The organism is Variovorax boronicumulans NBRC 103145 (genome assembly GCF_001591345.1).
Taxonomy (GTDB): Bacteria; Pseudomonadota; Gammaproteobacteria; order Burkholderiales; family Burkholderiaceae_C; genus Variovorax; species Variovorax boronicumulans.
In genome coordinates, this window is record NZ_BCUS01000044.1 from 22,764 (window position 1) to 45,313 (window position 22,550).

Sequence of the window (22,550 nt, forward strand, 5' to 3'; positions counted from 1 at the left end):
ACGTTGACTGTTGATTAATTATTGAAACGGACCGATGCGACCGAGATCGCCGAAGTTCATCCAGACGAAGAAGGCCCTGCCCACGATGTTCTTGTCCGGTACAAATCCCCAGAAACGGGAATCGGCCGAATTATCGCGGTTGTCGCCCATCATGAAGTAGTTGCCTTCGGGCACCTTGCACACCACGCCCTCGACCGAGTAGCGGCAGTTCTCGCGGAATGGGAAGTCGCTGGCACCCGGCACGAAGGCGGGGGCGTTCTCGTCGTTGAGGATCTTGTGCTGCTTGCCGCCGAGGTCTTCATCGAACTGCTTCAGGATGCGCATCGACTCGCCATCGAGGTAGTCGGCGATCGGGGCCTTGCCCACCGGCTGGCCGTTGATCGTGAGCTTCTTGTTCAGGTAGGCCACCTCGTCGCCCGGGATGCCGACCACGCGCTTGATGTAGTCCATGCTGGGCTTGGGCGGGTAGCGGAACACCACCACGTCGCCGCGCGCCAGCGGCGTGCCGTCGGTGAGCTTGGTGTTGACGACCGGCAGGCGCAGGCCGTAGGTGAACTTGTTGACCAGGATCAGGTCGCCGGTCAGCAGCGTGGGCATCATCGAGCCCGAGGGAATCTTGAAGGGCTCGTACAGGAACGAGCGCAGCAGGAACACCACCAGGATCACCGGGAACAGGCCCGCGGTCCAGTCGAGCCACCAGGGCTGCATCAGCAGGCGCTCGCTGGCCTTGGCGTCGGTGGTGTCGACCTGGGTGATGCCCTGCCCCGCCAGCCGCGTGTTGCGTTCGGCGATGGAGCTCTCGAGCGTGGCGGCGGCGCGTTCGCGCTGCGGCAGGAAGTAGAAGCGCTCGGCCAGCCAGTAGACCCCGGTGACCACCGTGGCCACGAACAGCAGCAGCGCGAAGTTGCCTTCGAGCGCGCCGAAATACCAGGCGCCGACGTAGCTGGCGAACGCCGCGAGAACCAGGGTGGTGAGGTATGCCATGTTCGTGGTGATCAGTCTTCGACTTGCAGAATCGCGAGGAAGGCCTCTTGCGGGACTTCGACGGAACCGATCTGCTTCATTCTTTTCTTGCCCGCCTTCTGCTTCTCGAGCAGCTTCTTCTTGCGGGAGATGTCGCCGCCGTAGCACTTGGCGAGCACGTTCTTGCGAAGTGCCTTGATTGTCTCACGCGCAATGATCGTGACCCCGATGGCCGCCTGGATCGCCACGTCGTACATCTGGCGCGAAATGATCTCGCGCATCTTCGAGACCACGGCACGGCCGCGGTACTGCGACTGGCTGCGGTGCACGATGATCGACAGCGCATCGACCTTGTCGCCGTTGAGCAGGATGTCGACCTTCACCACGTCGGACGCACGGTACTCCTTGAACTCGTAGTCCATGGAGGCGTAGCCGCGGCTCACCGACTTCAGCTTGTCGAAGAAGTCGAGCACGATTTCGCCCAGCGGCATCTCGTAGGTCAGCATGACCTGGCGGCCGTGGTAGGCCATGTTCAGCTGCACGCCGCGCTTCTGGTTGGCCAGCGTCATGACGGAGCCGACGTATTCCTGCGGCATGTACAGGTGCACGGTGACGATGGGCTCGCGGATCTCCGCCATCTTGCCGACGTCGGGCATCTTGGACGGGTTCTCCACCATGATGACTTCGCCGTCGTTGCGCACCACCTGGTAGACCACGCTAGGCGCGGTCGTGATCAGGTCCTGGTCGAACTCGCGCTCCAGACGCTCCTGCACGATCTCCATGTGCAGCAGGCCCAGGAAGCCGCAGCGGAAGCCGAAGCCCAGCGCCTGGCTCACTTCGGGTTCGTAGCGCAGCGACGAATCATTGAGCTTGAGCTTCTCGAGCGCGTCGCGCAGCGAGTCGTACTCGCTGGCTTCGGTCGGGTACAGGCCCGCGAACACCTGCGGCTGGATTTCCTTGAAGCCGGGCAGCGCCTCGGTGGCCGTGGCGGCGGCGCCGCCGGTGCCGGGACGGATCAGCGTGACCGTGTCGCCGACTTTGGCCGCCTGCAGCTCCTTGATGCCCGCGATGATGTAGCCCACCTCGCCGGCTTCGAGCGACGCGCGCGCTTCGTTGGCGGGCGTGAAGACGCCGATGCTGTCGGCGTTGTACATGGCGCCCGAGGCCATCATCTTGATGCGCTCGCCCTTCACGAGGCGGCCGTCGACCACGCGCACCAGCATCACGACGCCGACGTACGGGTCGAACCAGCTGTCGATGATCATCGCGCGCAGCGGGCCGTCGGGATTGCCGCGCGGTGCGGGCATGCGCGCGACGATGGTCTCGAGGATGTCGTCGATGCCGACACCGGTTTTTGCGGAGCACGGAATCGCGTCGGTCGCATCGATGCCGATCACGTCTTCGATCTCAGTGCGCGCGTTGTCGAGGTCTGCATTCGGCAGATCGATCTTGTTGAGCACCGGCACCACTTCGACACCGAGGTCGAGCGCGGTGTAGCAGTTGGCCACCGTCTGCGCTTCAACGCCTTGCGATGCGTCGACAACGAGCAATGCGCCTTCGCATGCCGACAGCGATCGGCTCACTTCGTACGAGAAGTCGACGTGGCCCGGCGTGTCGATCAGATTGAGGTTGTAGACCTGTCCATCGCGTGCCTTGTAGTGCAGCGCGGCGGTCTGCGCCTTGATGGTTATCCCACGCTCTTTTTCGATGTCCATCGAGTCGAGCACCTGCGCTTCCATCTCGCGTTCCGCGAGGCCGCCGCAACGTTGGATCAAACGGTCTGCGAGCGTCGACTTGCCATGATCGATGTGCGCAATGATCGAAAAATTTCTGATGTGATTCATCAACGGGAACGCTTAAGTACTTGAATTGGCTCGGGCGCCGAGGGGCGGGGCCAAGAAAAAAGGGCGCGTCTTCTGGAGACGCGCCCTGAACCAACAAGCAATGGCAACTGCAGTAGTTGGAACTTCATTGTAGGCAAAAAGGGAAGCACGTACATCCGGGAACAGGGTCCAAAGGGCTCGTTGCAGGTCCACAACATCAAAGATACTCACAACTTATCAACAGGATCGGTGGAGCAGTAGCTGAACAACTTGTGGGCGATCTGTGGAGCACCGGTGGACGGCTGTGTGACATCTCGCATCGTGAAGGCCATCGCCCTCTTTATGCGCTGACTGGCCGCCAGGAGCTGTCTATTCTACCGAAATTCGTCCTTAGCCCTTTTATAAGTTAGTGATTGCAAACAAATCCTGGCGTTTTCAAGGCCCCGGATTTTTTTAGAGGCCGGCGCCGAAGCGTCGTAAACACCTCGAAAAAATGGCCCCAAACCCGACTGCCGGGTGGGGCCACTTGACGCCGCCGCCGTATCAGCGTGCGGGTCGGATCAGGGCGTACTGTGCCCAGTCGCCCCGGCGGTAGAGCACGCTGAGCGACTTGGCCTTGTCCGCCTTGGCGACCGCCGCCTCGAATTCGCGGGCATTCGCCACCTCGAGATTGCCCACCGCCAGGATGACGTCACCCTCGCGCAGGCCGGCCCGCGCCGCGGCGTCGTTGGCGGCATCGACCTTCACACCGCCCTTCAGCTTGAGCTCTTTCTTCTGCGCATCGCTGAGGTCGCTGACCGCGAGGCCGAGCGACTTGAGGGCCGCGGAAGCAGACGGCTTCGCAGCCGGCTCGTCGCGGTCGGTTGCGCGTTTGGCGGGCTTGTCCGGCTCGATCTCGGCGATGGTCACGCTGAGGTCGCGCGAGCTGCCGCGGCGGAACACGGTCAGCGTGCTCTTGGTGCCCGGCTTGGTATTGCCCACGAGGCGCGGCAGGTCGCTCGGCTTCTCGATCGCCTTGCCGTCGAACTTGGTGATGACGTCGCCCGGCTCCACGCCGGCCTTCTCGCCCGGCGAACCGGCTTCGACGCCGCGCACCAGCGCGCCCTGCGCCTTGCCCAGGCCGATGGCTTCAGCCACGTCCTTGGTGACCTGGTCGATCTGCACGCCGATGCGCCCGCGCGAGACGCGCCCCGAGGTGCGCAGCTGCTCGCTGACGCGGATCGCCTCGTCGATCGGGATCGAGAACGAGATGCCCATGAAGCCGCCCGAACGCGAATAGATCTGGCTGTTGATGCCCACCACTTCGCCGCGCATGTTGATCAGCGGGCCGCCCGAGTTGCCGGGGTTGATGGCCACGTCGGTCTGGATGAACGGCAGGTACTCACCCGTGTCGCGCTGCTTGGCGCTCACGATGCCGGCCGTGACGGTGTTCTCCAGGCCGAAGGGCGAACCGATCGCCATCACCCACTCGCCCACACGCAGCTTGGAGATGTCGCCCACCTTCACCGCGGGCAGGCCTGTGGCTTCGATCTTCACCACGGCCACGTCGGTGCGCTTGTCGGCACCGATGATCTTGGCCTTGAACTCGCGCTTGTCGGGCAGCGTGACCAGCACCTCGGAGGCGTCTTCCACCACGTGCGCGTTGGTCATGACGTAGCCGTCGCCCGTCAGGATGAAGCCCGAGCCCACGCCGCGCGGACGCTCTTCTTCCTGCTGCGGACGGTTCGGGCGCGGCCCCTGGCGCGGCGTGCCCGGCAGCGGCTGGCCGAAGAAGCGGCGGAAGAACTCCTGCATCTCCTCGTCCATCTCGCCGTTGCCGCCGCCGCGCTGCGCGACCTTCTCGACGGTGCGGATGTTGACCACGGACGGCCCGACCTGGTCGACCAGGTCGGTGAAGTCGGGCAGCGTGCGCGTCTGCGCATGCACCGACTCGACCGGCAGGAAAGTGGCGCCGGCCGTCAGTGCCAGCGCAAAGGCCAGCAGGCCGGAACGAAGCTTGTGTCCCTCGACTTTGAACATCATCGGTTGTCTTTCCAAAAGAACAGAGCTGCAAATAACGACAGAGGCTATGAGTACCCGGCGCCGGCTTGGTTCAGCCCGAACGCCTGCACGGCGTCAGCGCATCGCCCGTCAGCGCGTGCGCGCGAGGCTCTGGGCAAAGGCATTGAGCGTCTGCTGCGGCACCTCGCCGACCGCGGTCAGCCACCAGTCGCTGGCCGGTGCGGGCAGTCGTCGGCGGATCGCGTTGGTGGCGCCGATGGTCAGCACGCCATCGCCTGGCGTGCGCGCGGGATCGTAGCGTTCGATGAAGAGCGAGACCGTCGCCAGGCCATCGGAGAAGGTCCACTGGACGGTGGTCGCCTCGGGCTTGGGCGGCTTGCCGTCGCCGGCGGGCAGCGCGGGGCGTCGGAAGAAGCTTCGGGGCTTGAATCCGGCCACGGGTGTGCGCAGCATCCAGCCTTCGTCCTGCGCCGTGCTGCGCTCGAGTTCGAGCTTCTCGATGCGGTAGCCGCTCGTGTTGGCCATCATCTGCGCCAGTGCCTGCGCCTTCACGGGCGCATCGAGCTGCAGCTCGGAGAACGCCGACTGCTCGACCACGCGGGTGTCGCTGTCGACGGTCTGGAGCTTCACCACGAGGCCGGAGCGGCGTTCGCTCCAGATGCGGTAGCCGAAGCGCAGGCCGTCGCGCGGCACCAGCTGCACCACGTCGGCATCGAAGCCCGCGACGCGGTCCTTGCCGATGGCGCGCACGTCGTAGTAGTCGCCCACCGACGAATCGGGCTTGTCGGGCAGGTTGGGGAAAAGGTCGAGGTTCTCGCGCTTCTCGACCTTCACGACCTTCGCCTCAGGCAGGAAGGTCATCACGTTGCGGTTGCGCCGGAAGGTCGAGCGCGGCGGGCCCGACAGCGCTTCGATGCGCTCCAGCTGGTGATCGCCGTCGCGCACATGCCAGATGCGCGCGCTCGACAGATCGCCACCTGGCGCCGACACCACGAAGGTGCCCACGTAGCTGCGCTGCCGTGCGCCCGCATGCATGCGCTGCAGCCACTCGGTCACGCCCATGGCCGGCGGTTCGTCGGTCTGCGCCGAGGGCACGCTCTTCGTGTTCGCCGCACCGTAGCGGGTCTGCGCGGTGGCCATCTGCCCCAGGCAAAGAACAGCAAACGCGAGCACCAAGGTGCGTGCGGAAATCGGCATGTGAACAACGGTCATTGCAGGCGGCGACGGTCGCGCAATCAGCGCGTGGGGCCCTCGAAGGTGGCGTTCCGCAGGAAACCGGACGGCATTTGCGACGCACCACCGGCCTGCTGGTGGGCTTCGAGCAACTGGTCAAGGCGCGGATCGCGCAGCATGACCTGCGGATTGCCGCTGCCGACCAGCACGCGAGTCGGCGTCAGGGCACCGTTGCCCGGCAGCTCGCTGCCACCGGCTGCGGCCGCCAGTACCGAGTTCGCCACGGGCGGCTGCACTGCGGCCAACTGGGCACCGCCGTTCGGCACCGCGGCACCATTGCCGACCAGCGTCCAACTGATGGCCGCCACGGCCATCAGCGACGCGGCGCCGGCCACCAGCTTCCAGCGGAAAACCGGCTCGTTGGCCGCCTCGGCGCGTTGCCGCACGGACATCGCGGCCGGCACGGCGGCCAGCGGCGCCACGGCCGCGGGCGGAGCGATCACGACCGGCTCTTGCGCCAGCCGCTGCTGGAAACGCGCCAGGAAGGCCGAGGTGTCGCTGCAGCGCGAATGCGCCGACGAGCGCAGCACGTCGCCCACCACGTGGTACGCGTGCCAGGCGTCGCGCGAGTCTTCCTCGGCGCAGACGGATTCGATCGCACGCGCGAACGCCTCGCCCTGCAAATGGCCGTCCGCCAGCGCGGACACCTGTTCCCGAACCGTCATCGTCTGATTCATGTCATTCACCTGCTGATCTACCAACGCTTGCCGGACTGGTTGTCCAGCAGCGGCTTGACCCTGGCCGAAATGGCCTCGCGCGCCCGGAAAATACGCGAGCGCACCGTGCCGATCGGGCAATCCATGACCTCGGCAATCTCTTCGTAACTCATCCCCTCGATCTCGCGCAGCGTGACCGCCTGGCGCAACTCGGTGGGGAGCGCTTCCATGGCAGCCTCGACGGCACTGGCGATTTCATTCGCCGCCATGACCGATTCGGGGGTTTCATCGCTGGTTGGTTCGTTTCCAGGACGGTAAGTTTCATCTTCGTCGTCCGAGGACGAACGCAGTGCGCTTTCGGAGACGGTCGGATCGCGCTTCATGTCCACCAACGCCTTCTTGGCGGTGTTCACGGCGATCCGGTACAGCCAGGTGTAGAACTGCGCCTCGCCGCGGAACTGGTGCAGTGCGCGGTAGGCGCGGATGAAGGTCTCCTGGGCGATGTCCTCGATCAGGTCGACATCGCGCACCATGCGCCCGATCAGCCGTTCGATGCGGCGCTGGTACTTGATGACCAGCAGCTCGAACGCCTTCTGGTCGCCCGCGACGGTGCGCTGCACCAGCTGGAAATCGACCTCACCCGGGCGCGGCGCCTGCGCCGCCTCATCGGGCAGCGCGGACTCCGGAGGCACGGGAGGCAAGGAAGTGGTCATCGAAACGGATCAGGGCGCGTCGGCCGGAGCGGTCGCGCGCCAGGGGTCGCCGGCCACCTCGGCGACCGGGGGCCGCGCGTAGACCGCACGGCGCACGTCGCGCCAGCGCTCGGGCATGGCCCGCTGCTCGAGCCAGACCCAGCGGGCCGCGCGGCCGGGTTCGGCCAGACGGACCAGCAGCAGCGACTGGAAATCGAGCGCCACGACGGCGCGCGCAGCGAGCACGCCGCGCGACGGATCGGCACCGGTCAGCGACCAGTGCAAGCCATCGAAATGCAGCGTGGCCGCACCGTCCCGCCGCAGGCCGAAGCCTGCCGCGACACCAGAGAAGACGACGCTGAGGAGCAGCAGCAGCTGACGCCAGCCATTGCTATCGAACAGATAGCAGGCTGCGCCGGCGCAGCAGACGCCCAGAGTCCAAAGGGCCAGAAGAATCCGGGTCGCGCCGCGGGTGCGCCCCACCGGATAGGTCACCGACGGTGCGCTGTGCATGGGAGAGCGACGCTCAAGCGCGCTTGAACACCAGCGTGCCGTTGGTGCCGCCGAAGCCGAAGTTGTTCTTGACCGCGACATCGATCTTCAGATCGCGCGCCTCGTTGGCGCAGTAGTCGAGATCGCACTCCGGATCCTGGTTGAAGATGTTGATCGTCGGCGGGCTCTTCTGGTGATGCAGCGCGAGCACCGTGAACACCGATTCGATGCCGCCCGCGCCGCCCAGCAGGTGGCCGGTCATGGACTTGGTCGAATTGACGACGAGCTTCTTCGCGTGATCGCCGAAAGCCAGCTTGACCGCGTTGGTCTCGTTGAGGTCACCGATCAGCGTCGAGGTGCCGTGCGCGTTCAGGTACTGGACCTCGTCGGCGTTGACACCCGCATTGGCCAGTGCCATCGCCATCGAACGGCGCGGGCCGTCGACGTCGGGTGCGGTCATGTGGTACGCGTCGCCCGTCATGCCGAAGCCGGAGACTTCCGCGTAGATCTTGGCGCCGCGCGCCTTGGCGTGTTCGTACTCCTCGAGCACCAGCACGCCGGCGCCCTCGCCCAGCACGAAGCCGTCGCGGTCCTTGTCCCACGGGCGCGAGGCCGTGGCGGGATCGTCGTTGCGGGTGCTCAATGCGCGAGGCGCGGTGAAGCCGCCGATGCCGAGCGGAGAGATGGTCGATTCGGCGCCGCCCGCGATCATGACGTCGGCATCGCCGTACTCGATCATGCGTGCCGACGTGCCGATGGCATGCAGGCCGGTGGTGCAGGCGGTAACCACTGCGATGTTCGGGCCCTTGAAGCCGTACTTGATCGAGACGTGGCCCGAGATCATGTTGATGATCGACGCCGGCACGAAGAACGGCGAAATGCGGCGCGGGCCGCGGCTCGCGTACTCGCCGTGCGTCTGTTCGATCATCGGCAGACCGCCGATGCCCGAGCCGATGTTGCAGCCGATGCGCACGGCCTTTTCATAGGACAGCGCTTCGCCGGTCGGCAGTCCGCTGTCCTGCACCGCCTGGATGGCGGCGGCGAGTCCCAGATGAATGAAGCGGTCCATGTGACGCGCTTCCTTCTCCGAGATGTATTGGGTGATGTCGAAACCCTTGACCTCACCGGCGAACTTGCAGGCGAAGGCGCTTGCATCGAACGCGGTGATGTTCGCAATGCCCGACTTCCCGGCCAACAGGTTGGTCCAGGATTCGGTTGCGGTGTTTCCGACAGGAGCGATGCAACCGAGTCCGGTCACGACGACGCGGCGTTTGGTCATGCCGGCAAACCTTTCTGGAAGCGCTGGACAGCTGCCGAGCGGCGCGGGCGGTTGAAAAAAGAGCCGCCGGCCGTCGTTGCAGTGTCAGCTGGCCGATCAGGCCTTTTGATTCTTGGTGGCGTAGTCGACGGCGTTCTGCACCGTCGTGATCTTCTCGGCGTCTTCGTCCGGGATCTCGATGCCGAACTCGTCTTCGAGTGCCATCACGAGTTCGACCGTGTCGAGCGAGTCAGCGCCGAGGTCGGCCACGAAAGCCTTTTCGTTCGTCACTTGGGACTCTTCCACGCCGAGCTGCTCGGCGATGATTTTCTTGACACGTGCTTCGATATCGCTCATTTGATTCCCTCTAAGGGTTGTAGGTAACTGGTGGATTTTAGCCGGGCGGCCCGTGGCATTTGCCCCGCGCTTCGGTACGGAAAAAGATTGCGCCTTTCGGCTACATGTGCATGCCGCCGTTGACGTGCAGCTCCTGCCCCGTCACGTACGAGGCCTGCGGCGATGCGAGGTAGGCCACCGCATGCGCGATGTCGGCCGGCTTGCCCAGGTGGCCCAGCGGGATCTGCGAGAGCAGCGCCTGTTGCTGGGCTTCCGGCAGGCTGGCCGTCATGTCGGTTTCGATGAAGCCCGGCGCGACACAGTTGACCGTGATGTTGCGGCTGCCGAGTTCGCGGGCCAGCGCACGGGTCATGCCCGACACGCCGGCCTTGGCGGCCGCGTAGTTGGCCTGGCCGGCATTGCCGGACGCGCCCACCACGCTCGTGATGCTGATGATGCGGCCATAGCGCTGCTTCATCATCGGGCGGATCACCGCGCGCGAAAGGCGGAAGACGGCCTTGAGGTTGGTGTCGAGCACCGCATCCCAGTCGTCATCCTTCATGCGCATGGCGAGCGTGTCGCGCGTGATGCCGGCGTTGTTGACCAGCACGTGGATCGCGCCGTAGGCCTGCACGATCTCGTCGATCAGGGCTTCGACGGCAGCGCCGTCGTTCACGTCGAGCGCACGGCCGCGGCCGTCGAACGCGCTCAGCGCCTGGGTGATCTTGGCAGCACCGTCGTCGGTGGTGCCGGTGCCCACGACCTTGAGGCCGCGCTGCGCGAGTTCGAGCGCAATGGCGGCACCAATGCCGCGCGTTGCGCCGGTGACCAGGGCGACCTGGCCTTCGAATTTGGGAGTGCTCATAAAAGAGAAAAAGTATCGGGGCCTGGCGGCGTTCAGCCGGCGAGCGATTGTCGGACGTCCGCGAGGGTGGCTGGGTCGTACACCGACGCGGCTTCCAGTTCGGGGGCGATGCGCTTCACCATGCCGGCCAGCACCTTGCCGGGACCGCACTCGATGATGGCGGTTGCACCGCGCAGTTTCAAGGCCTGAACGCTCTCGACCCAGCGCACCGGACCGGCGGCCTGGCGCACCAGGGCGTCGCGGATGCGATCGGCATCGGTCTCGACGGCCACGTCGATGTTGTTGAACACCGGAATCTGCGGCGCGGCCAGCGCCACGCTCGCGAGCTTCTCGCGCAGGGCTTCGGCCGCGGGCTTCATCAGGCTCGAATGGAACGGCGCCGACACCGGCAGCGGCAATGCGCGCTTGGCGCCGTTGGCCTTCAGCAGCTCGCAGGCCTTGTCGACCGCGGCCTTGCTGCCGGCGATCACGGTCTGCATCGGATCGTTGAAGTTCACGGCCTCGACCACTTCGGCGCTGCCGGGGCCGAACGTGGCGGTGGCTTCGGCGCAGCCGGCGACCACCTTGTCGGACGCCATGCCGAGGATCGCCGCCATCGCGCCAACGCCGACCGGCACCGCCTGCTGCATGGCCTGCGCACGGAAACGCACCAGCGGCGCGGCCTGCGCGAGCGTGAGCACGCCCGAAGCCACCAGCGCCGAATACTCGCCCAACGAATGGCCGGCGACCACGCACGGCGTGGCGCCGCCTTCGGCCAGCCAGGCACGCCAGGCGGCCACGCCAGCCACCAGCATCACGGGCTGCGTGTTGGTGGTGAGCGCCAGCTCTTCCTTGGGACCGTTCTTGATCAGCGCGCCGATGTCTTCGCTCAGCGCCTCAGAGGCTTCGCGCAAGGTCTCGACCACGGCCGGGTGATCGCCCCAGGCGTCGAGCATGCCGACCGCCTGCGAGCCCTGACCCGGAAAGACAAAAGCAAAGGATTTCATTGTTGTTTCTTCGTCACCGCGCCGACGCCCGCTTCGGGGCGCCGCGACGCACTACAGATTCAATAGCACCGCGCCCCAGGTGAAGCCACCGCCCACGCCTTCCAGCATGAGGGTCTCACCCTTCTTCACCTTGCCCGAGCGCACGGCTTCGTCGAGCGCCAGCGGGATCGAGGCGGCCGAGGTGTTGCCGTGCTCGTGCACTGTGACGACCAGCTTCTCGCGCGGCAGCTTCAGCTTCTTGGCCGTGCCTTCCATGATGCGGATGTTGGCCTGGTGCGGGATCAGCCAGTCGATGTCGGCCTCGGTCTTGCCCGCCTTGGCGAGCGTGGCGCGCGCGGCGTCTTCGAGCACGCGCACCGCCAGCTTGAAGACGGCCTGGCCGTCCATGTGCAGCAGCGGCGTGCCGAGCACGTTGCCGCCCGACACATGGCCCGGCACGCACAGGATGCCGACGTGCTTGCCGTCCGCATGCAGGTCGCTGGCCAGGATGCCGGGCTCGTCGGAGGCCTCGAGCACCACCGCGCCCGCGCCGTCGCCGAACAGCACGCAGGTGGTGCGGTCGTTGAAGTCGAGGATGCGGGAGAACACTTCGGCGCCGATCACCAGCGCGCAGCGCGCGGTGCCCGTGCGGATCATCGCGTCAGCCACCGTCAGCGCGTAGACAAAACCACTGCAGACCGCCTGGACGTCGAAGGCCGGGCAGCCGGCGATGCCAAGCTTGTGCTGGAGGATCGCGGCCGACGACGGGAACACCATGTCCGGCGTCGAGGTCGCGACGATGATCAGGTCGACATCGCTCGCCCTGCGGCCGGCGGCTTCCAGCGCGTGTTTCGCGGCTTCGAGGCCGAGATCGCTGCTGCTGACATCGGGCGCCGCGAAGTGGCGCGCGTGAATGCCGGTGCGCTCGACGATCCACTGATCGGAGGTTTCGATGCCGCGTGTCGCCAGATCCTTGGCAAGGTCGTCATTGGTGACGCGGCGGGGGGGCAGGTAGCTGCCGGTGCCGGTAATGCGCGAAAAAGGGGTCATCAAGCGTGAAGGGCTGTCGCGTCGGCCGGCACCGCCGACTCCTGTCGCGCTAGCAAAGGCGCGGCGTGGGCGATGCGGGCCCGCACGCGATCGAGCAGGTTGTTGCGAGCGGCATCATAAGCGCGATCCAACGCATGGCCGAAAGCCACTTCGTCGGCCGAGCCATGGCTCTTGAACACCAGCCCGCGCAGGCCCAGCAAGGCCGCGCCGTTGTAGCGACGGTGATCCAGACGACCTTTGAACGCTTTTAGAACCGGATAAGCAACAATAGCCGCCAGTTTCGTGAGAATGTTTCGCGAGAACTCGACGCGAATGAACTCGCCGATCATCGACGCAACGCCTTCGCTGGCCTTCAGCGCCACATTGCCGACAAATCCGTCGCACACGACGATGTCGGTCGTGCCCTTGAAAATGTCGTTCCCTTCGACGTTGCCGTAGAAGTTCAGATCCTTGGAGTTGGCAGCTGCACGCAGCAGTTGGCTGGCCTTCTTGATGGTTTCGCTGCCCTTGATGGCTTCCTCACCAATATTGAGCAAACCGACCGAGGGCGATTCGTTGCCGGTCAATGCCGAAACGAGCGCCGAGCCCAGCACCGCGAACTGAAGCAGGTCTTCAGCGTCGCAATCGACGTTCGCACCGAGATCGAGCACGGTGGTCGCTCCGCCCTTCACATTGGGCAGCTGGGGCGCAATGGCAGGACGGTCGATGCCATCGAGTGTCTTGAGCAGATAGCGTGCGATCGCCATCAATGCGCCCGTGTTGCCAGCAGATATGGCCGCTTGCGCCGCGCCATCCTTGACCTGCTGGATCGCGACGCGCATCGAAGAGTCCTTCTTCTTGCGCAAGGCGATTTCGATGGGATCGTCCATTCCGACGACTTCGCTGGCCGGCACGATGCGGGCGCGCGGATGATCGGCAAACCCCGCCAATGCGGCCGGCGCACCGACGAGCAGCAACGAGGCTTCGCTGTGCCGCTCGAGAAACGCGCGGCAGGCCGCGAGCGTGACACGCGGCCCATGGTCACCCCCCATGCAATCCACGGCGAGCGTGATTGCGGCGGGCGCAGCAGTGAGTTCGGGAGAAAAAGGCGCAGCCATCAAAACAAAGGCCCGACGCTACAGCAAAAGTAGCTTCGGGCCTTGGCCTTGGGATTCGAGATCAGGCTTCGGACTTGTTCTTGAGCACCTGACGGCCGCGGTAGAAACCGTTCGGGCTGATGTGGTGGCGCAGGTGCGTTTCGCCGGTGGTGGGCTCGACAGCGATGCCGGGCACGCCCAGGGCGTTGTGGGAACGGTGCATGCCGCGCTTGGAAGGCGACTTCTTGTTTTGCTGGACGGCCATGATGGCTCCTGGACGGTTAGGTGGGTGACTGGATGCGGGCTCAAGCGGTGGCAATGAGGCGAAAGCTCCGGCGGCATGCATGGAATGCCACGTTCTGCCTTTGCCTTGTATGCATTGCTGCTCACGGCGGCGCGCGCGAAGCCCATGATTATAGCCCAGCCACGGAGAAAGGGCTACTTTCCCTCTTCGGGCTTGCGCGGACGCAACGCGCCGAGCACGGCAAAGGGGTTCGGCTTGGCCTCTTCGGCCGCCTGGAAATCTTCGTCGCTGGACGACAGGCGCACCGGCGTCGGGCACACGTCGTGGACCGGCATGACGGGGATTTCCATCAGCAGCTCGTCCTCGATCAGCCCGCGCAGGTCGAAATCGCGGCTGACGACCAGCAGGTCTTCATCGGACTCCTCGTCTTCCGCCTCGGCCGTGGCCTCGTCGGCCACGAAACGGAACCAGCGGTCCACGAACAGTTCGGTATCGACCGGCGACAGGCAGCGCTGGCAGACCAGGGGCACGGTGGTTTCGACGTCCAGGTGCAACCAGGGCGTCGCCTTGCCGTCGGCGCCGGGGCGCTCTTCGCCGGTCGCTTCCCAGCGGACCACGGCGTCGGTGGCCGGCGTCGCCAGTTCGGCGACCAGGCGTGCGAAACCCGGGACCGGATCGGCACCATCCAGCGTGGCAGCCGCCGCGGTGAACGCGGGCACATTGAGCCTTTCGGGGGCAAATTCTCTCTTCATCCGCCCCAGTCTAGCGCGCCGGCCGGCCTCCCAGGCGAGCAACCCGCCAAGCCGGTCGGGTCCGGTCGCTCACGCACAATCGCTGCATGCAACGCACCGTGATCCTCGCCTCGACCTCGCGCTACCGGCGCGAACTGCTCACCCGCCTCCATCTGCCCTTCGAGGTGCACGCCCCCGAAGTCGACGAAACCCCGCTCGAAGGCGAAACGCCCCGCGCGCTCGCCGAGCGCCTGGCGCTGGAAAAAGCCAACGTTGTGGCCGCGCGCTTTCCCGACGCGGTGGTGATCGGCTCCGACCAGGTTGCCGACCTGGCGGGCGAAGCGCTCGGCAAGCCCGGCGACCACGCACGGGCCACCGCCCAATTGCGCCGCATGCGCGGCCAGACGCTGATCTTTCAGACCGCCGTGGCCGTTGTCTGCCATGCGACGGACTTCGTCCAGCGCGACATCGCCCCCGTGCGCGTGGTGTTCCGCGACCTCTCGGACGCCGCCATCGAGCGCTACCTATTAGCAGAGCAGCCCTACGACTGCGCCGGCAGCGCCAAGAGCGAGGGCTTCGGCATCGCCCTGCTCGACGCCATCGACAGCGACGACCCCACCGCGCTGGTCGGCCTGCCCCTGATCCGCACCTGCCGGATGCTGCGCGCCGCGGGGGTCGACCTGCTGTGACCACCCCAGGCAAGCTCTACCTCGTCCCCGCGCCGCTCGATTTCGGCTGCGACCTCCAGGCCCCGCTGCAGGACGCCCTGCCGCTGGGCACGCTGCAGGCCGCCGCCGGCATCACGCACTGGATCTGCGAGAACGCCAAGTCGGCCCGCGCCTACCTGAAGCGCATCGACGCCGTCGCCCCGCTGGCCGCGCCGCTGCAGGCGCAGAACATCCAGGAACTGCCGCGCGAAGTGCACAAGAAAGGCGACCACGCCGGCCAGTTCGACGCCCGCCCGCTGCTCGCCGCCGCACTCGAAGGCCACGACGTCGGCCTGCTGAGCGAAGCCGGCATGCCCGCCGTGGCCGACCCCGGCTCGTCGGTGGCGCGCGCCGCGCACGACCTGGGCCTCACCGTCGTGCCGCTCACCGGACCGGTGTCTTTGCTGCTGGCCCTCGCAGCAAGCGGCTTGAACGGACAGAACTTCGCCTTCGTCGGCTACCTGCCGCAGGACGGCGGCGAGCGCCAGGCGCGCATCCGCGAACTCGAGACGCTCGCACTCAAGACCGGCCAGACGCAGCTCTTCATCGAGACGCCGTACCGCAACGCTGCCCTGCTGCAGGCGCTGGTGCAGACGCTGCAGCACAACACCCGCCTCGCCGTCGCGCGCGGCCTGACGCTGGCGACCGCGCAGGTGCGCAGCGAGACGGTGAAAGGCTGGCGCGCCACCAAGCCGCAGGCCACGACCGACGACCGCCTGCCCGCCGTGTTCGCGATCGGGCGCTGACGGTGGGGCCGGGCGTCACGGCCGGTACGCGCTGGGCGTCGCGCGCCCAGTTCTTCGCGTCGGGCTTCATCTTCGCGACCTGGGGTGTGCACGTGCCGACGGTCAAGGCGCACTACGCCATCGACGAGGCGCAGCTCGGGCTCGCCATGCTTGCGGCCGGTGCCGGCGCGATGGTCGGTCTGACCAGCGCCGGGCGCTGGATCGGCCGCCACGGCCCGCGCCGCATGGCCGCGCTGTGCGGCTGCATCTACGCACTGTTGATTGCCGGCCTGATCGCGATGCCCGGCTATGCCGCGCTGCTGGGCCTGCTGGCGGTGTTCGGCCTGGTCACCAGCGTGTTCGACGTGGCGATCAACACCGAGGCCGCACAGCTCGAGTTGCGCGGCAATCAGCCGTTGATGAGCGGCATGCACGGCATGTTCAGCCTCGGCGGCATGGTCGGTGCCGCGAGCGGCAGCGCGGCGCTGGCCGCCGGCATGGCGCCTCAGACTCATTTGTGGACGGTGGCCGTGGTGATGATCGGCGTGGTCGCGATTGCGGCAACGCGCATGCTGCCCACGCCGGCTGCACCCGCCGACGGCGCAGCCGCAACGGACCATAGCTTCCGCCTGCCGCGCGGCGTGCTCGCGGTGCTCGGCGTGCTGGCCGCGCTGGGACTGATCGCCGAGGGCGCCATCTACGACTGGAGCGTGCTCTACATGCAGCAGGAGCTGGGCAGCCCGCAGCAGCAGGCCGCGCTGGCCTATGCGAGCTTTTCCGCCGCGATGGCGGCTGCGCGTTTCGGTGGCGACGCGATGCGCGCCCGCTTCTCACCCACGGCGCTGCTGCGCGGCAGCGGCCTGCTCGCGGCGGCGGCCATGACGCTGGTATTGCTGACCGACCTGCCCTGGCTCGCGCTGCTGGGCTTCGCGGGTGTCGGGGTCGGCTTTGCGAACGTGGTGCCGATCCTGTTCGGGGCCTCGGCCCGCGTGCCGGGCGTGGCGCCCGCCAACGGCATTGCCGCCGTGTCGGCCATCGCTTACCTGGGGTTCATGGCAGGGCCCGCGGTGATCGGCCTGCTGGCGCGGGTCAGCTCCCTGACCGCCGCGCTCTATGTGGTGGTGGCCTTTGCCGCCGCGCTGGCGGCCTCGGCCCGGTTCACCGGCAGCGGCGACAGCAGCGCCGCCTGACAAGAGCCGCGCTCAGCGCAGCGCCGGCGAGGTCTTCAGCGCACTCACCGAGGCCGCGCCCATGGCGGCGCCGAACTTCTTGGCCAGCTTCTCGGCCACGTTGTCGCGGCGCGTGTAGTCGATGACTTCCTCGGCCTTGATCACCTCGCGTGCCACGAAGTCGACGTTGCCCAGCTGGTCGGCCAGGCCGAACTCGACGGCCTGTTCGCCGCTCCAGAACAGGCCGCTGAACAGGCCCGGGGTGTCGAGCTTGAGGCGGTCGCCGCGGCCGGTCTTCACCACGTTGATGAACTGCGTGTGGATCTGGTTGAGCATCGACTGGGCATGCGCGCGCTGCGCGTCGTTCATCGGGCTGAACGGATCGAGGAAGCCCTTGTTTTCACCGGCCGTCAGCAGGCGGCGCTCGACGCCGACCTTTTCCATCACGCCGGTGAAGCCGAAGCCATCCATCAGCACGCCGATGCTGCCGACGATGCTGGCCTTGTCGACGAAGATCTTGTCGGCGGCCGCGGCGATGTAGTACGCCGCCGAGGCGCAGGTTTCTTCGACCACCGCGTAGACCGGCTTCTTGTGCTTGGCCTTCAGGCGCTTGATCTCGTCGTTGATGATGCCGGCCTGCACCGGGCTGCCGCCGGGCGAGTTGATCAGCAGCACCACGCCCTTGGCGCCCTCGTCCTCGAAGGCCGTCTTCATGGCGGCGATCACGAACTCGGCGCTGGCGTCGCCGCCGTTGGCGATCTCGCCCTTGATCTCGACGACGGCCGTGTGGGCCGTGGTCTTGGCGGTGCTGGGCGTGCTGCGCGAGAACGCGAACCAGGCCAGGAATACAAAGAAAGCCAGCCAGCCCAGGCGCACGAAGGTCTTCCAGCGGCGCGTGGCCTTCTGCTCATTCAGGGAGGCGAACGCGAGTTTCTCGAGCGTGGCGCGCTCCCACCCGGGGCGCTGCGTGGGGTCTTGGGCCATGGTACGGGGGCTGTCTTGGGATGTCGTGAGGGGGACGGCCGGCTCCAGCGGTTCGAAACCTTGGGGTTCCCTGCGGTTCGGATCGGTCATGTCAGAAGGAAAGAGGTTGGAGGTTCCAGTCAGTATGCCAGTGCACCACGCCGTCTTCTTCGCTCAGCGCGATCTTCACGAGCCCGCCGCGGCACGGCCCGCCCGCGCATTCGCCGGTGTCGGGCTTGTAGACGGCGCCGTGGGTGGCGCACAGCAGCCACTGGCCGCTGTCGTCGAAGAAGCGGTCGGGCTGGAAGTCCATCTCCATCGCCACATGACTGCAGCGGTTGAGATACGCATGCGGCAGGCCCTCGAAGCGCACCGCGAAGGCGCGGCAGGTTTCGCCGCCGTGGACCACGTCGAAGGGCACGGCGTTGCCGCCCTCGACCAGGTCCGAGGCATTGCACAACGGGATGCGCTGGTCGCTCATGCAGCGTCCCTCAGGCGTTGTCGAGCAGCCAGGCCTGCAGCTCGGCGATCGACTGCGCCACGTACAGCGGCTTGAACTCGTCAAAGGTGGACGACGCATGCGCGCCGAAGCCCACGCCCACGCTGGCGCAGCCGGCGTTCTGCGCCAGCTGCAGGTCGTGCGTGGTGTCGCCGATCATCAGCGTGCGCTCGGCCGGCACGTCGAGCTCTTCCATCAGTTCGAGCAGCATGCGCGGATGCGGCTTGCCGAAGGTTTCGTCGGCGGTGCGCGAGGCGTCGAAGCGGTCGCGCAGCGCCACCGTCTTCAATGCTTCGTTGAGGCCGCGGCGCGACTTGCCCGTGGCCACGGCCAGCTTGTGGCCACGCGCGCGCAGCGCGTCGAGCATGGGCAGCACGCCGTCGAACAGCACGAGGTCGTCCTGGTGCTGCAGGAAGTGGTAGCGGTAGCGGGCGCCGAGCTCGGGGTATTTTTCCTTGGGCACGTCGGGCGCCGCGCGCGCGAGCGCCTCGGCCAGGCCCAGACCGATCACCCAGGCGGCATCGTCCTCGCTGGGCTTGGCGCCGCCGACATCGACCACGGCCGCCTGGATGCAGCGCACGATCAGGCGGGTGGAGTCGTAAAGCGTGCCGTCCCAGTCGAAGGCGATCAGGTCGAAGCGCGGAGGGCGGGCGGAAGAATCAGTCATGGGCCGTGGGGGTGGGGTGTTGCGCCATCGCCTCGAGCGCCGCGCGCGACATCAGCGCATGCAGCTCAGGCGGCAGCCCGGCCTGCAGCGCAATGCGCTCGCCGCTGGCCGGGTGGTTGAATTGCAGCCGCCACGCATGCAGGAACATGCGCTTGAGGCCGAGTTTGTGCAAGGCACGCTGCCGATCGGACTCGCCATATTTGTCGTCGCCGGCAATCGGATGCCCGGCCGAGGCCAGGTGCACGCGGATCTGGTGGGTGCGCCCGGTCTTGATGGTCACCGCCAGCAATGACAGCGGCGTGGCGTCGCCCGGCAGGCTGAGGCGGGCCAGCACGCGCACCAGCGTGACGGCGCGCATGGCGTCGGGGTGGTCCTTGGCGACCACGCGCACGCGGCGCTCGCCGGCACCGGCGCCCGAACCGTCGGGCAGCAGGTACTTGGCGAGCGGCGCGTCCAGCACCTTCTTGTTGGCGGGCCAGTCGCCTTCGACCAGCGCCAGGTAGGTCTTGCCGGTTTCGCGCTCGCGAAACTGGTCCTGCAATGCCACCAGTGCGCTGCGCTTCTTGGCGACCAGCAGGATGCCGGAGGTTTCGCGGTCGAGCCGGTGCACCAGTTCCAGGAACTTGGCGCCCGGGCGCGCCGTGCGCAACTGCTCGATCACGCCGAAGCTCACGCCGCTGCCGCCGTGCACCGCCACACCGGCGGGCTTGTCGATGGCCAGCACGGCCTCGTCTTCGAGCAGCACCGGAAACTCGCGCGCCGGCGCGGGCGGCGTGGCGCCCTCTTCGGCGCGTGGCGAGATGCGGACCGGCGGAATCCGGACCAGGTCACCGTCTTCGATGCGGGTCTCGGCCTGGGCCCGGCCCTTGTTGATGCGCACTTCGCCCGACCGGATGATCCGGTAGACGTGCGTCTTCGGCACGCCTTTCAGATGGCGAAAAAGGAAATTGTCGAGCCGCTGCCCGGCCGATTCGGCGTCGACGGTCAGGAAGTGGATGGCGGCGTGCGGCGTGCCGGTGTCAGCGCCCGCGGGTCGATCTGCGGGATTTGGAGCCCCCGCGGGGCTTTTCTTCGCACCTATAATGTTTTTCACCAGCGCGGTCGTGTAAGTGCTTGATTAGACAGAAGTTTAGAGCACTGACGACCATGCTGTGAGGTCGATGCCGCTTTGGCGTCCAGCCCGCAAACCCCGCGCAATCGCGCAAAGTGGCAGGCCAGGCACCCAAGTCAAGCCGACACCCACGAAACACCGATACGGAATACCCAGCCTGCAGCTTCCAAGCTGCAGGCGGATCGAAGCGAGTCCCTTGTTGTGTTGATGCTGCTGATTCAAATATGTCTGCGCTGGTCGACCTGGTTTCGACCAGTCGCCTCAGGCATTGAATCGCCCGCAGTGCGCGCCACCCTTGCGCAACCGGCTGTCAAAAAGGCAGCCACCCAACACCGAATCTGGCTCGCGCCCATCCACGCGCCCCCACCCCGGCTGTCTTCTTGAGCTGACGCTCGAGAGGCCTGCTCGCGCCTGGCGCGGCAGTCACAGCATCCGGGGCCAAGCGGCAATTCCCTGGTTTCGCGGGCGTCGTCCGTGCATCGTTGGCTCGTCATGAGCCGGTAGAACGATACATATAAGGACAACGCATCATGAAGCGGATGCTGATCAATGCCACGCAGGCCGAAGAACGCCGCCTGGCCATCGTCGACGGGCAGAAACTGCTCGACTACGAAATCGAAATCGAAGGGCGCGAACAGCGCAAGGGCAACATCTACAAAGCGGTCGTGACCCGCGTCGAGCCTTCGCTCGAAGCCTGTTTCGTCGACTACGGCGAAGACCGCCACGGCTTCCTGCCGTTCAAGGAAATCTCCAAGCAGTATTTCGCCGAAGGCGTGTCGGCCAGCCAGGCCCGCATCCAGGACGTGATCCGTGAAGGCCAGGAACTCACCGTCCAGGTCGAAAAGGAAGAGCGCGGCAACAAGGGCGCGGCCCTCACCACCTTCATCTCGCTGGCCGGCCGCTATGTCGTGCTGATGCCCAACAACCCCCGTGGCGGTGGCGTGTCGCGCCGCATCGAGGGCGACGACCGCGCCGAACTCAAGGAGGCGATGGACCAGCTCGAGTACCCGAAGGGCATGAGCATCATCGCGCGCACCGCCGGCATCGGCCGCTCGGCGCCCGAACTCCAGTGGGACCTGAACTACCTGCTCAAGCTGTGGACCGCCATCGACGGCGCGGCCAAGGGCGGCAAGGGTGCCTTCCTGATCTATCAGGAATCGTCGCTCGTCATCCGCGCGATCCGTGATTACTTCAATCACGACATCGGCGACATCCTGATCGACACCGACGACATCTACGACCAGGCGCAGCAGTTCATGGCGCACGTCATGCCCGAGCATGCCGCCCGCGTGAAGCGCTACCGCGACGACGCGGCGCTGTTCAGCCGCTTCCAGATCGAGCACCAGATCGAATCGGCCTACGCCCGCACCGTGCAGCTGCCCTCGGGCGGCGCCATCGTGATCGACCACACCGAAGCACTGGTGTCCGTCGACGTGAACTCGGCCCGCGCCATCAAGGGCGGCGACATCGAAGAGACCGCCACCCGCACCAACCTCGAAGCCGCCGACGAAGTGGCCCGCCAGATGCGCCTGCGCGACCTGGGCGGCCTGATCGTCATCGACTTCATCGACATGGACGAGTCGAAGAACCGCCGCGAAGTCGAAAGCCGCCTGCGCGACGCGCTCCGGCAAGACCGCGCCCGCGTGCAGTTCGGTTCGATCAGCAAGTTCGGCCTGATGGAAATGAGCCGCCAGCGCCTGAAGCCGGCGCTGAGCGAAGGTTCGTCGATCCCCTGCCCCCGTTGCGGCGGCTCGGGCCACATCCGCGACACCGAATCGAGCGCGCTGCAGATCCTGCGCATCATTCAGGAAGAGTCCATGAAGGACAACACGGCCGCCGTGCATGTGCAGGTGCCCGTGGAAGTCGCGTCGTTCCTGCTGAACGAAAAGCGCCCTGAAATCGCCAAGATCGAGCTCAAGCAGCGCGTCACCGTGCTGATGGTGCCCAACAAGACGCTCGAAACGCCGAACTACAAGCTCGAGCGCCTCAAGCACGACGATCCGCGCCTCGATCACATCGAAGCCAGCTACAAGATGGCCGACGAGATCGAAGATCCGACCTCGGTCACGCGCCGTTCGCAAGAACCCACCAACAAGCAGACGCCAGTCATCAAGGGCGTGCTGCCCGACGCACCCGCGCCGGTGGTACCGCCCAAGCCCGAAGCGGTGCGCGCTGCGCCCGCGCCCGCACCGGTGGCCCCGCCCGCGGTGGTCGCTCCGGCCCCGGCACAGACCGGCTTCATGGCCTGGATCAAGAGCTTCTTCGGCGGCGCCTCGCCGGCGCCCGCACCGGCACCGGCCCCCAGCGCCATTCCGGTCGAAGCA

The 22,550-nt window shown here is 66.6% G+C and carries 23 protein-coding genes; 4 read left to right on the forward strand and 19 right to left on the reverse strand.

The features are described from left to right. Window positions 1-18: 18 nt before the first annotated feature. The 15 genes from lepB to VBO01S_RS14820 all read right to left on the reverse strand — a co-directional run bounded on the left by lepB (window position 19) and on the right by VBO01S_RS14820 (window position 14,406). Window positions 19-984, reverse strand: coding sequence for a signal peptidase I (gene lepB, locus VBO01S_RS14750; protein WP_062475534.1), 966 nt, complete (start codon window positions 982-984; stop codon window positions 19-21). Window positions 985-995: 11 nt separating this feature from the next. Then, window positions 996-2,807 (reverse strand): translation elongation factor 4, encoded by a 1,812-nt coding sequence (gene lepA / locus VBO01S_RS14755; protein ID WP_056572087.1) that lies wholly within the window; start codon window positions 2,805-2,807, stop codon window positions 996-998. A 522-nt stretch (window positions 2,808-3,329) separates the two neighbouring features. Next, a complete protein-coding gene (locus tag VBO01S_RS14760) occupies window positions 3,330-4,808 on the reverse strand; it encodes a DegQ family serine endoprotease (RefSeq protein ID WP_062475536.1) in 1,479 nt (492 codons plus the stop codon). 108 nt (window positions 4,809-4,916) lie between these two features. Next, the gene (locus VBO01S_RS14765; RefSeq protein ID WP_223301400.1) at window positions 4,917-5,984 is read right to left on the reverse strand and encodes a MucB/RseB C-terminal domain-containing protein; all 1,068 of its coding nucleotides are present in this window, start codon (window positions 5,982-5,984) and stop codon (window positions 4,917-4,919) included. 38 nt (window positions 5,985-6,022) lie between these two features. Next, window positions 6,023-6,697 (reverse strand): sigma-E factor negative regulatory protein, encoded by a 675-nt coding sequence (locus VBO01S_RS14770; RefSeq protein WP_062475540.1) that lies wholly within the window; start codon window positions 6,695-6,697, stop codon window positions 6,023-6,025. Window positions 6,698-6,714: 17 nt separating this feature from the next. Further along, window positions 6,715-7,389, reverse strand: coding sequence for an RNA polymerase sigma factor RpoE (rpoE, locus tag VBO01S_RS14775; protein WP_235926394.1), 675 nt, complete (start codon window positions 7,387-7,389; stop codon window positions 6,715-6,717). Between the two features lie 9 nt (window positions 7,390-7,398). Then, entirely contained in the window at window positions 7,399-7,881 is a 483-nt protein-coding gene (locus VBO01S_RS14780) for a hypothetical protein (protein WP_062475543.1), read from the reverse strand. Between the two features lie 13 nt (window positions 7,882-7,894). Further along, a complete protein-coding gene (gene fabF, locus VBO01S_RS14785) occupies window positions 7,895-9,139 on the reverse strand; it encodes a beta-ketoacyl-ACP synthase II (RefSeq protein WP_062475546.1) in 1,245 nt (414 codons plus the stop codon). Window positions 9,140-9,235: 96 nt separating this feature from the next. Beyond that, on the reverse strand, window positions 9,236-9,475 hold the full coding sequence (gene acpP / locus VBO01S_RS14790; protein ID WP_007830471.1) for an acyl carrier protein: 240 nt from the start codon (window positions 9,473-9,475) through the stop codon (window positions 9,236-9,238). Between the two features lie 100 nt (window positions 9,476-9,575). Further along, entirely contained in the window at window positions 9,576-10,319 is a 744-nt protein-coding gene (fabG, locus tag VBO01S_RS14795) for a 3-oxoacyl-ACP reductase FabG (RefSeq protein ID WP_062475549.1), read from the reverse strand. A 32-nt stretch (window positions 10,320-10,351) separates the two neighbouring features. Continuing rightward, window positions 10,352-11,305: an ACP S-malonyltransferase gene (fabD, locus tag VBO01S_RS14800; protein WP_062475552.1), complete on the reverse strand. Its 954-nt coding sequence runs from the start codon at window positions 11,303-11,305 to the stop codon at window positions 10,352-10,354. 51 nt (window positions 11,306-11,356) lie between these two features. Beyond that, window positions 11,357-12,334 carry a beta-ketoacyl-ACP synthase III gene (locus VBO01S_RS14805; protein ID WP_062475555.1) on the reverse strand — a complete coding sequence of 326 codons (978 nt, stop codon included), beginning with the start codon at window positions 12,332-12,334 and terminating at the stop codon, window positions 11,357-11,359. Then, a complete protein-coding gene (gene plsX / locus VBO01S_RS14810) occupies window positions 12,334-13,431 on the reverse strand; it encodes a phosphate acyltransferase PlsX (RefSeq protein ID WP_082818146.1) in 1,098 nt (365 codons plus the stop codon). The genes VBO01S_RS14805 and plsX overlap by 1 nt, the downstream gene beginning before the upstream one ends. Before the next feature lie 61 nt (window positions 13,432-13,492). Then, complete coding sequence (gene rpmF, locus VBO01S_RS14815) at window positions 13,493-13,675, reverse strand: 50S ribosomal protein L32 (RefSeq protein ID WP_057592299.1); 183 nt, start codon at window positions 13,673-13,675, stop codon at window positions 13,493-13,495. A 173-nt stretch (window positions 13,676-13,848) separates the two neighbouring features. Beyond that, entirely contained in the window at window positions 13,849-14,406 is a 558-nt protein-coding gene (locus VBO01S_RS14820) for a YceD family protein (protein WP_062475561.1), read from the reverse strand. An 86-nt stretch (window positions 14,407-14,492) separates the two neighbouring features. On the opposite strand from VBO01S_RS14820, the gene VBO01S_RS14825 reads away from it, so the two are divergent. From VBO01S_RS14825 to VBO01S_RS14835, 3 genes are read left to right on the forward strand one after another with little or no spacing between them, the layout of a single operon-like run. Beyond that, the gene (locus tag VBO01S_RS14825) at window positions 14,493-15,074 is read left to right on the forward strand and encodes a Maf family protein (RefSeq protein ID WP_062475564.1); all 582 of its coding nucleotides are present in this window, start codon (window positions 14,493-14,495) and stop codon (window positions 15,072-15,074) included. Continuing rightward, on the forward strand, window positions 15,071-15,838 hold the full coding sequence (locus tag VBO01S_RS14830) for an SAM-dependent methyltransferase (RefSeq protein ID WP_174543664.1): 768 nt from the start codon (window positions 15,071-15,073) through the stop codon (window positions 15,836-15,838). The genes VBO01S_RS14825 and VBO01S_RS14830 overlap by 4 nt, the downstream gene beginning before the upstream one ends. 2 nt (window positions 15,839-15,840) lie before the next feature. Further along, complete coding sequence (locus VBO01S_RS14835; protein WP_062475567.1) at window positions 15,841-17,007, forward strand: MFS transporter; 1,167 nt, start codon at window positions 15,841-15,843, stop codon at window positions 17,005-17,007. Between the two features lie 12 nt (window positions 17,008-17,019). On the opposite strand, the gene VBO01S_RS14840 is transcribed toward VBO01S_RS14835, so the two are convergent. Genes VBO01S_RS14840 through VBO01S_RS14855 form a run of 4 tightly spaced genes read right to left on the reverse strand, consistent with a single transcriptional unit; the run spans window position 17,020 to window position 20,208 of the window. After that, complete coding sequence (locus VBO01S_RS14840) at window positions 17,020-18,060, reverse strand: S49 family peptidase (protein WP_056572114.1); 1,041 nt, start codon at window positions 18,058-18,060, stop codon at window positions 17,020-17,022. 1 nt (window position 18,061) lies between these two features. Further along, window positions 18,062-18,430 carry a Rieske (2Fe-2S) protein gene (locus VBO01S_RS14845; protein WP_062475569.1) on the reverse strand — a complete coding sequence of 123 codons (369 nt, stop codon included), beginning with the start codon at window positions 18,428-18,430 and terminating at the stop codon, window positions 18,062-18,064. A 10-nt stretch (window positions 18,431-18,440) separates the two neighbouring features. Further along, complete coding sequence (locus tag VBO01S_RS14850; protein WP_062475573.1) at window positions 18,441-19,115, reverse strand: HAD family hydrolase; 675 nt, start codon at window positions 19,113-19,115, stop codon at window positions 18,441-18,443. Further along, window positions 19,108-20,208: an RluA family pseudouridine synthase gene (locus VBO01S_RS14855; protein WP_062475576.1), complete on the reverse strand. Its 1,101-nt coding sequence runs from the start codon at window positions 20,206-20,208 to the stop codon at window positions 19,108-19,110. Before VBO01S_RS14855 ends, VBO01S_RS14850 begins: the two co-directional genes overlap by 8 nt. 548 nt (window positions 20,209-20,756) lie before the next feature. On the opposite strand from VBO01S_RS14855, the gene VBO01S_RS14860 reads away from it, so the two are divergent. Next, window positions 20,757-22,550: Rne/Rng family ribonuclease (locus tag VBO01S_RS14860; RefSeq protein ID WP_157627370.1), on the forward strand; the 1,794-nt coding region annotated here is incomplete at its 3' end.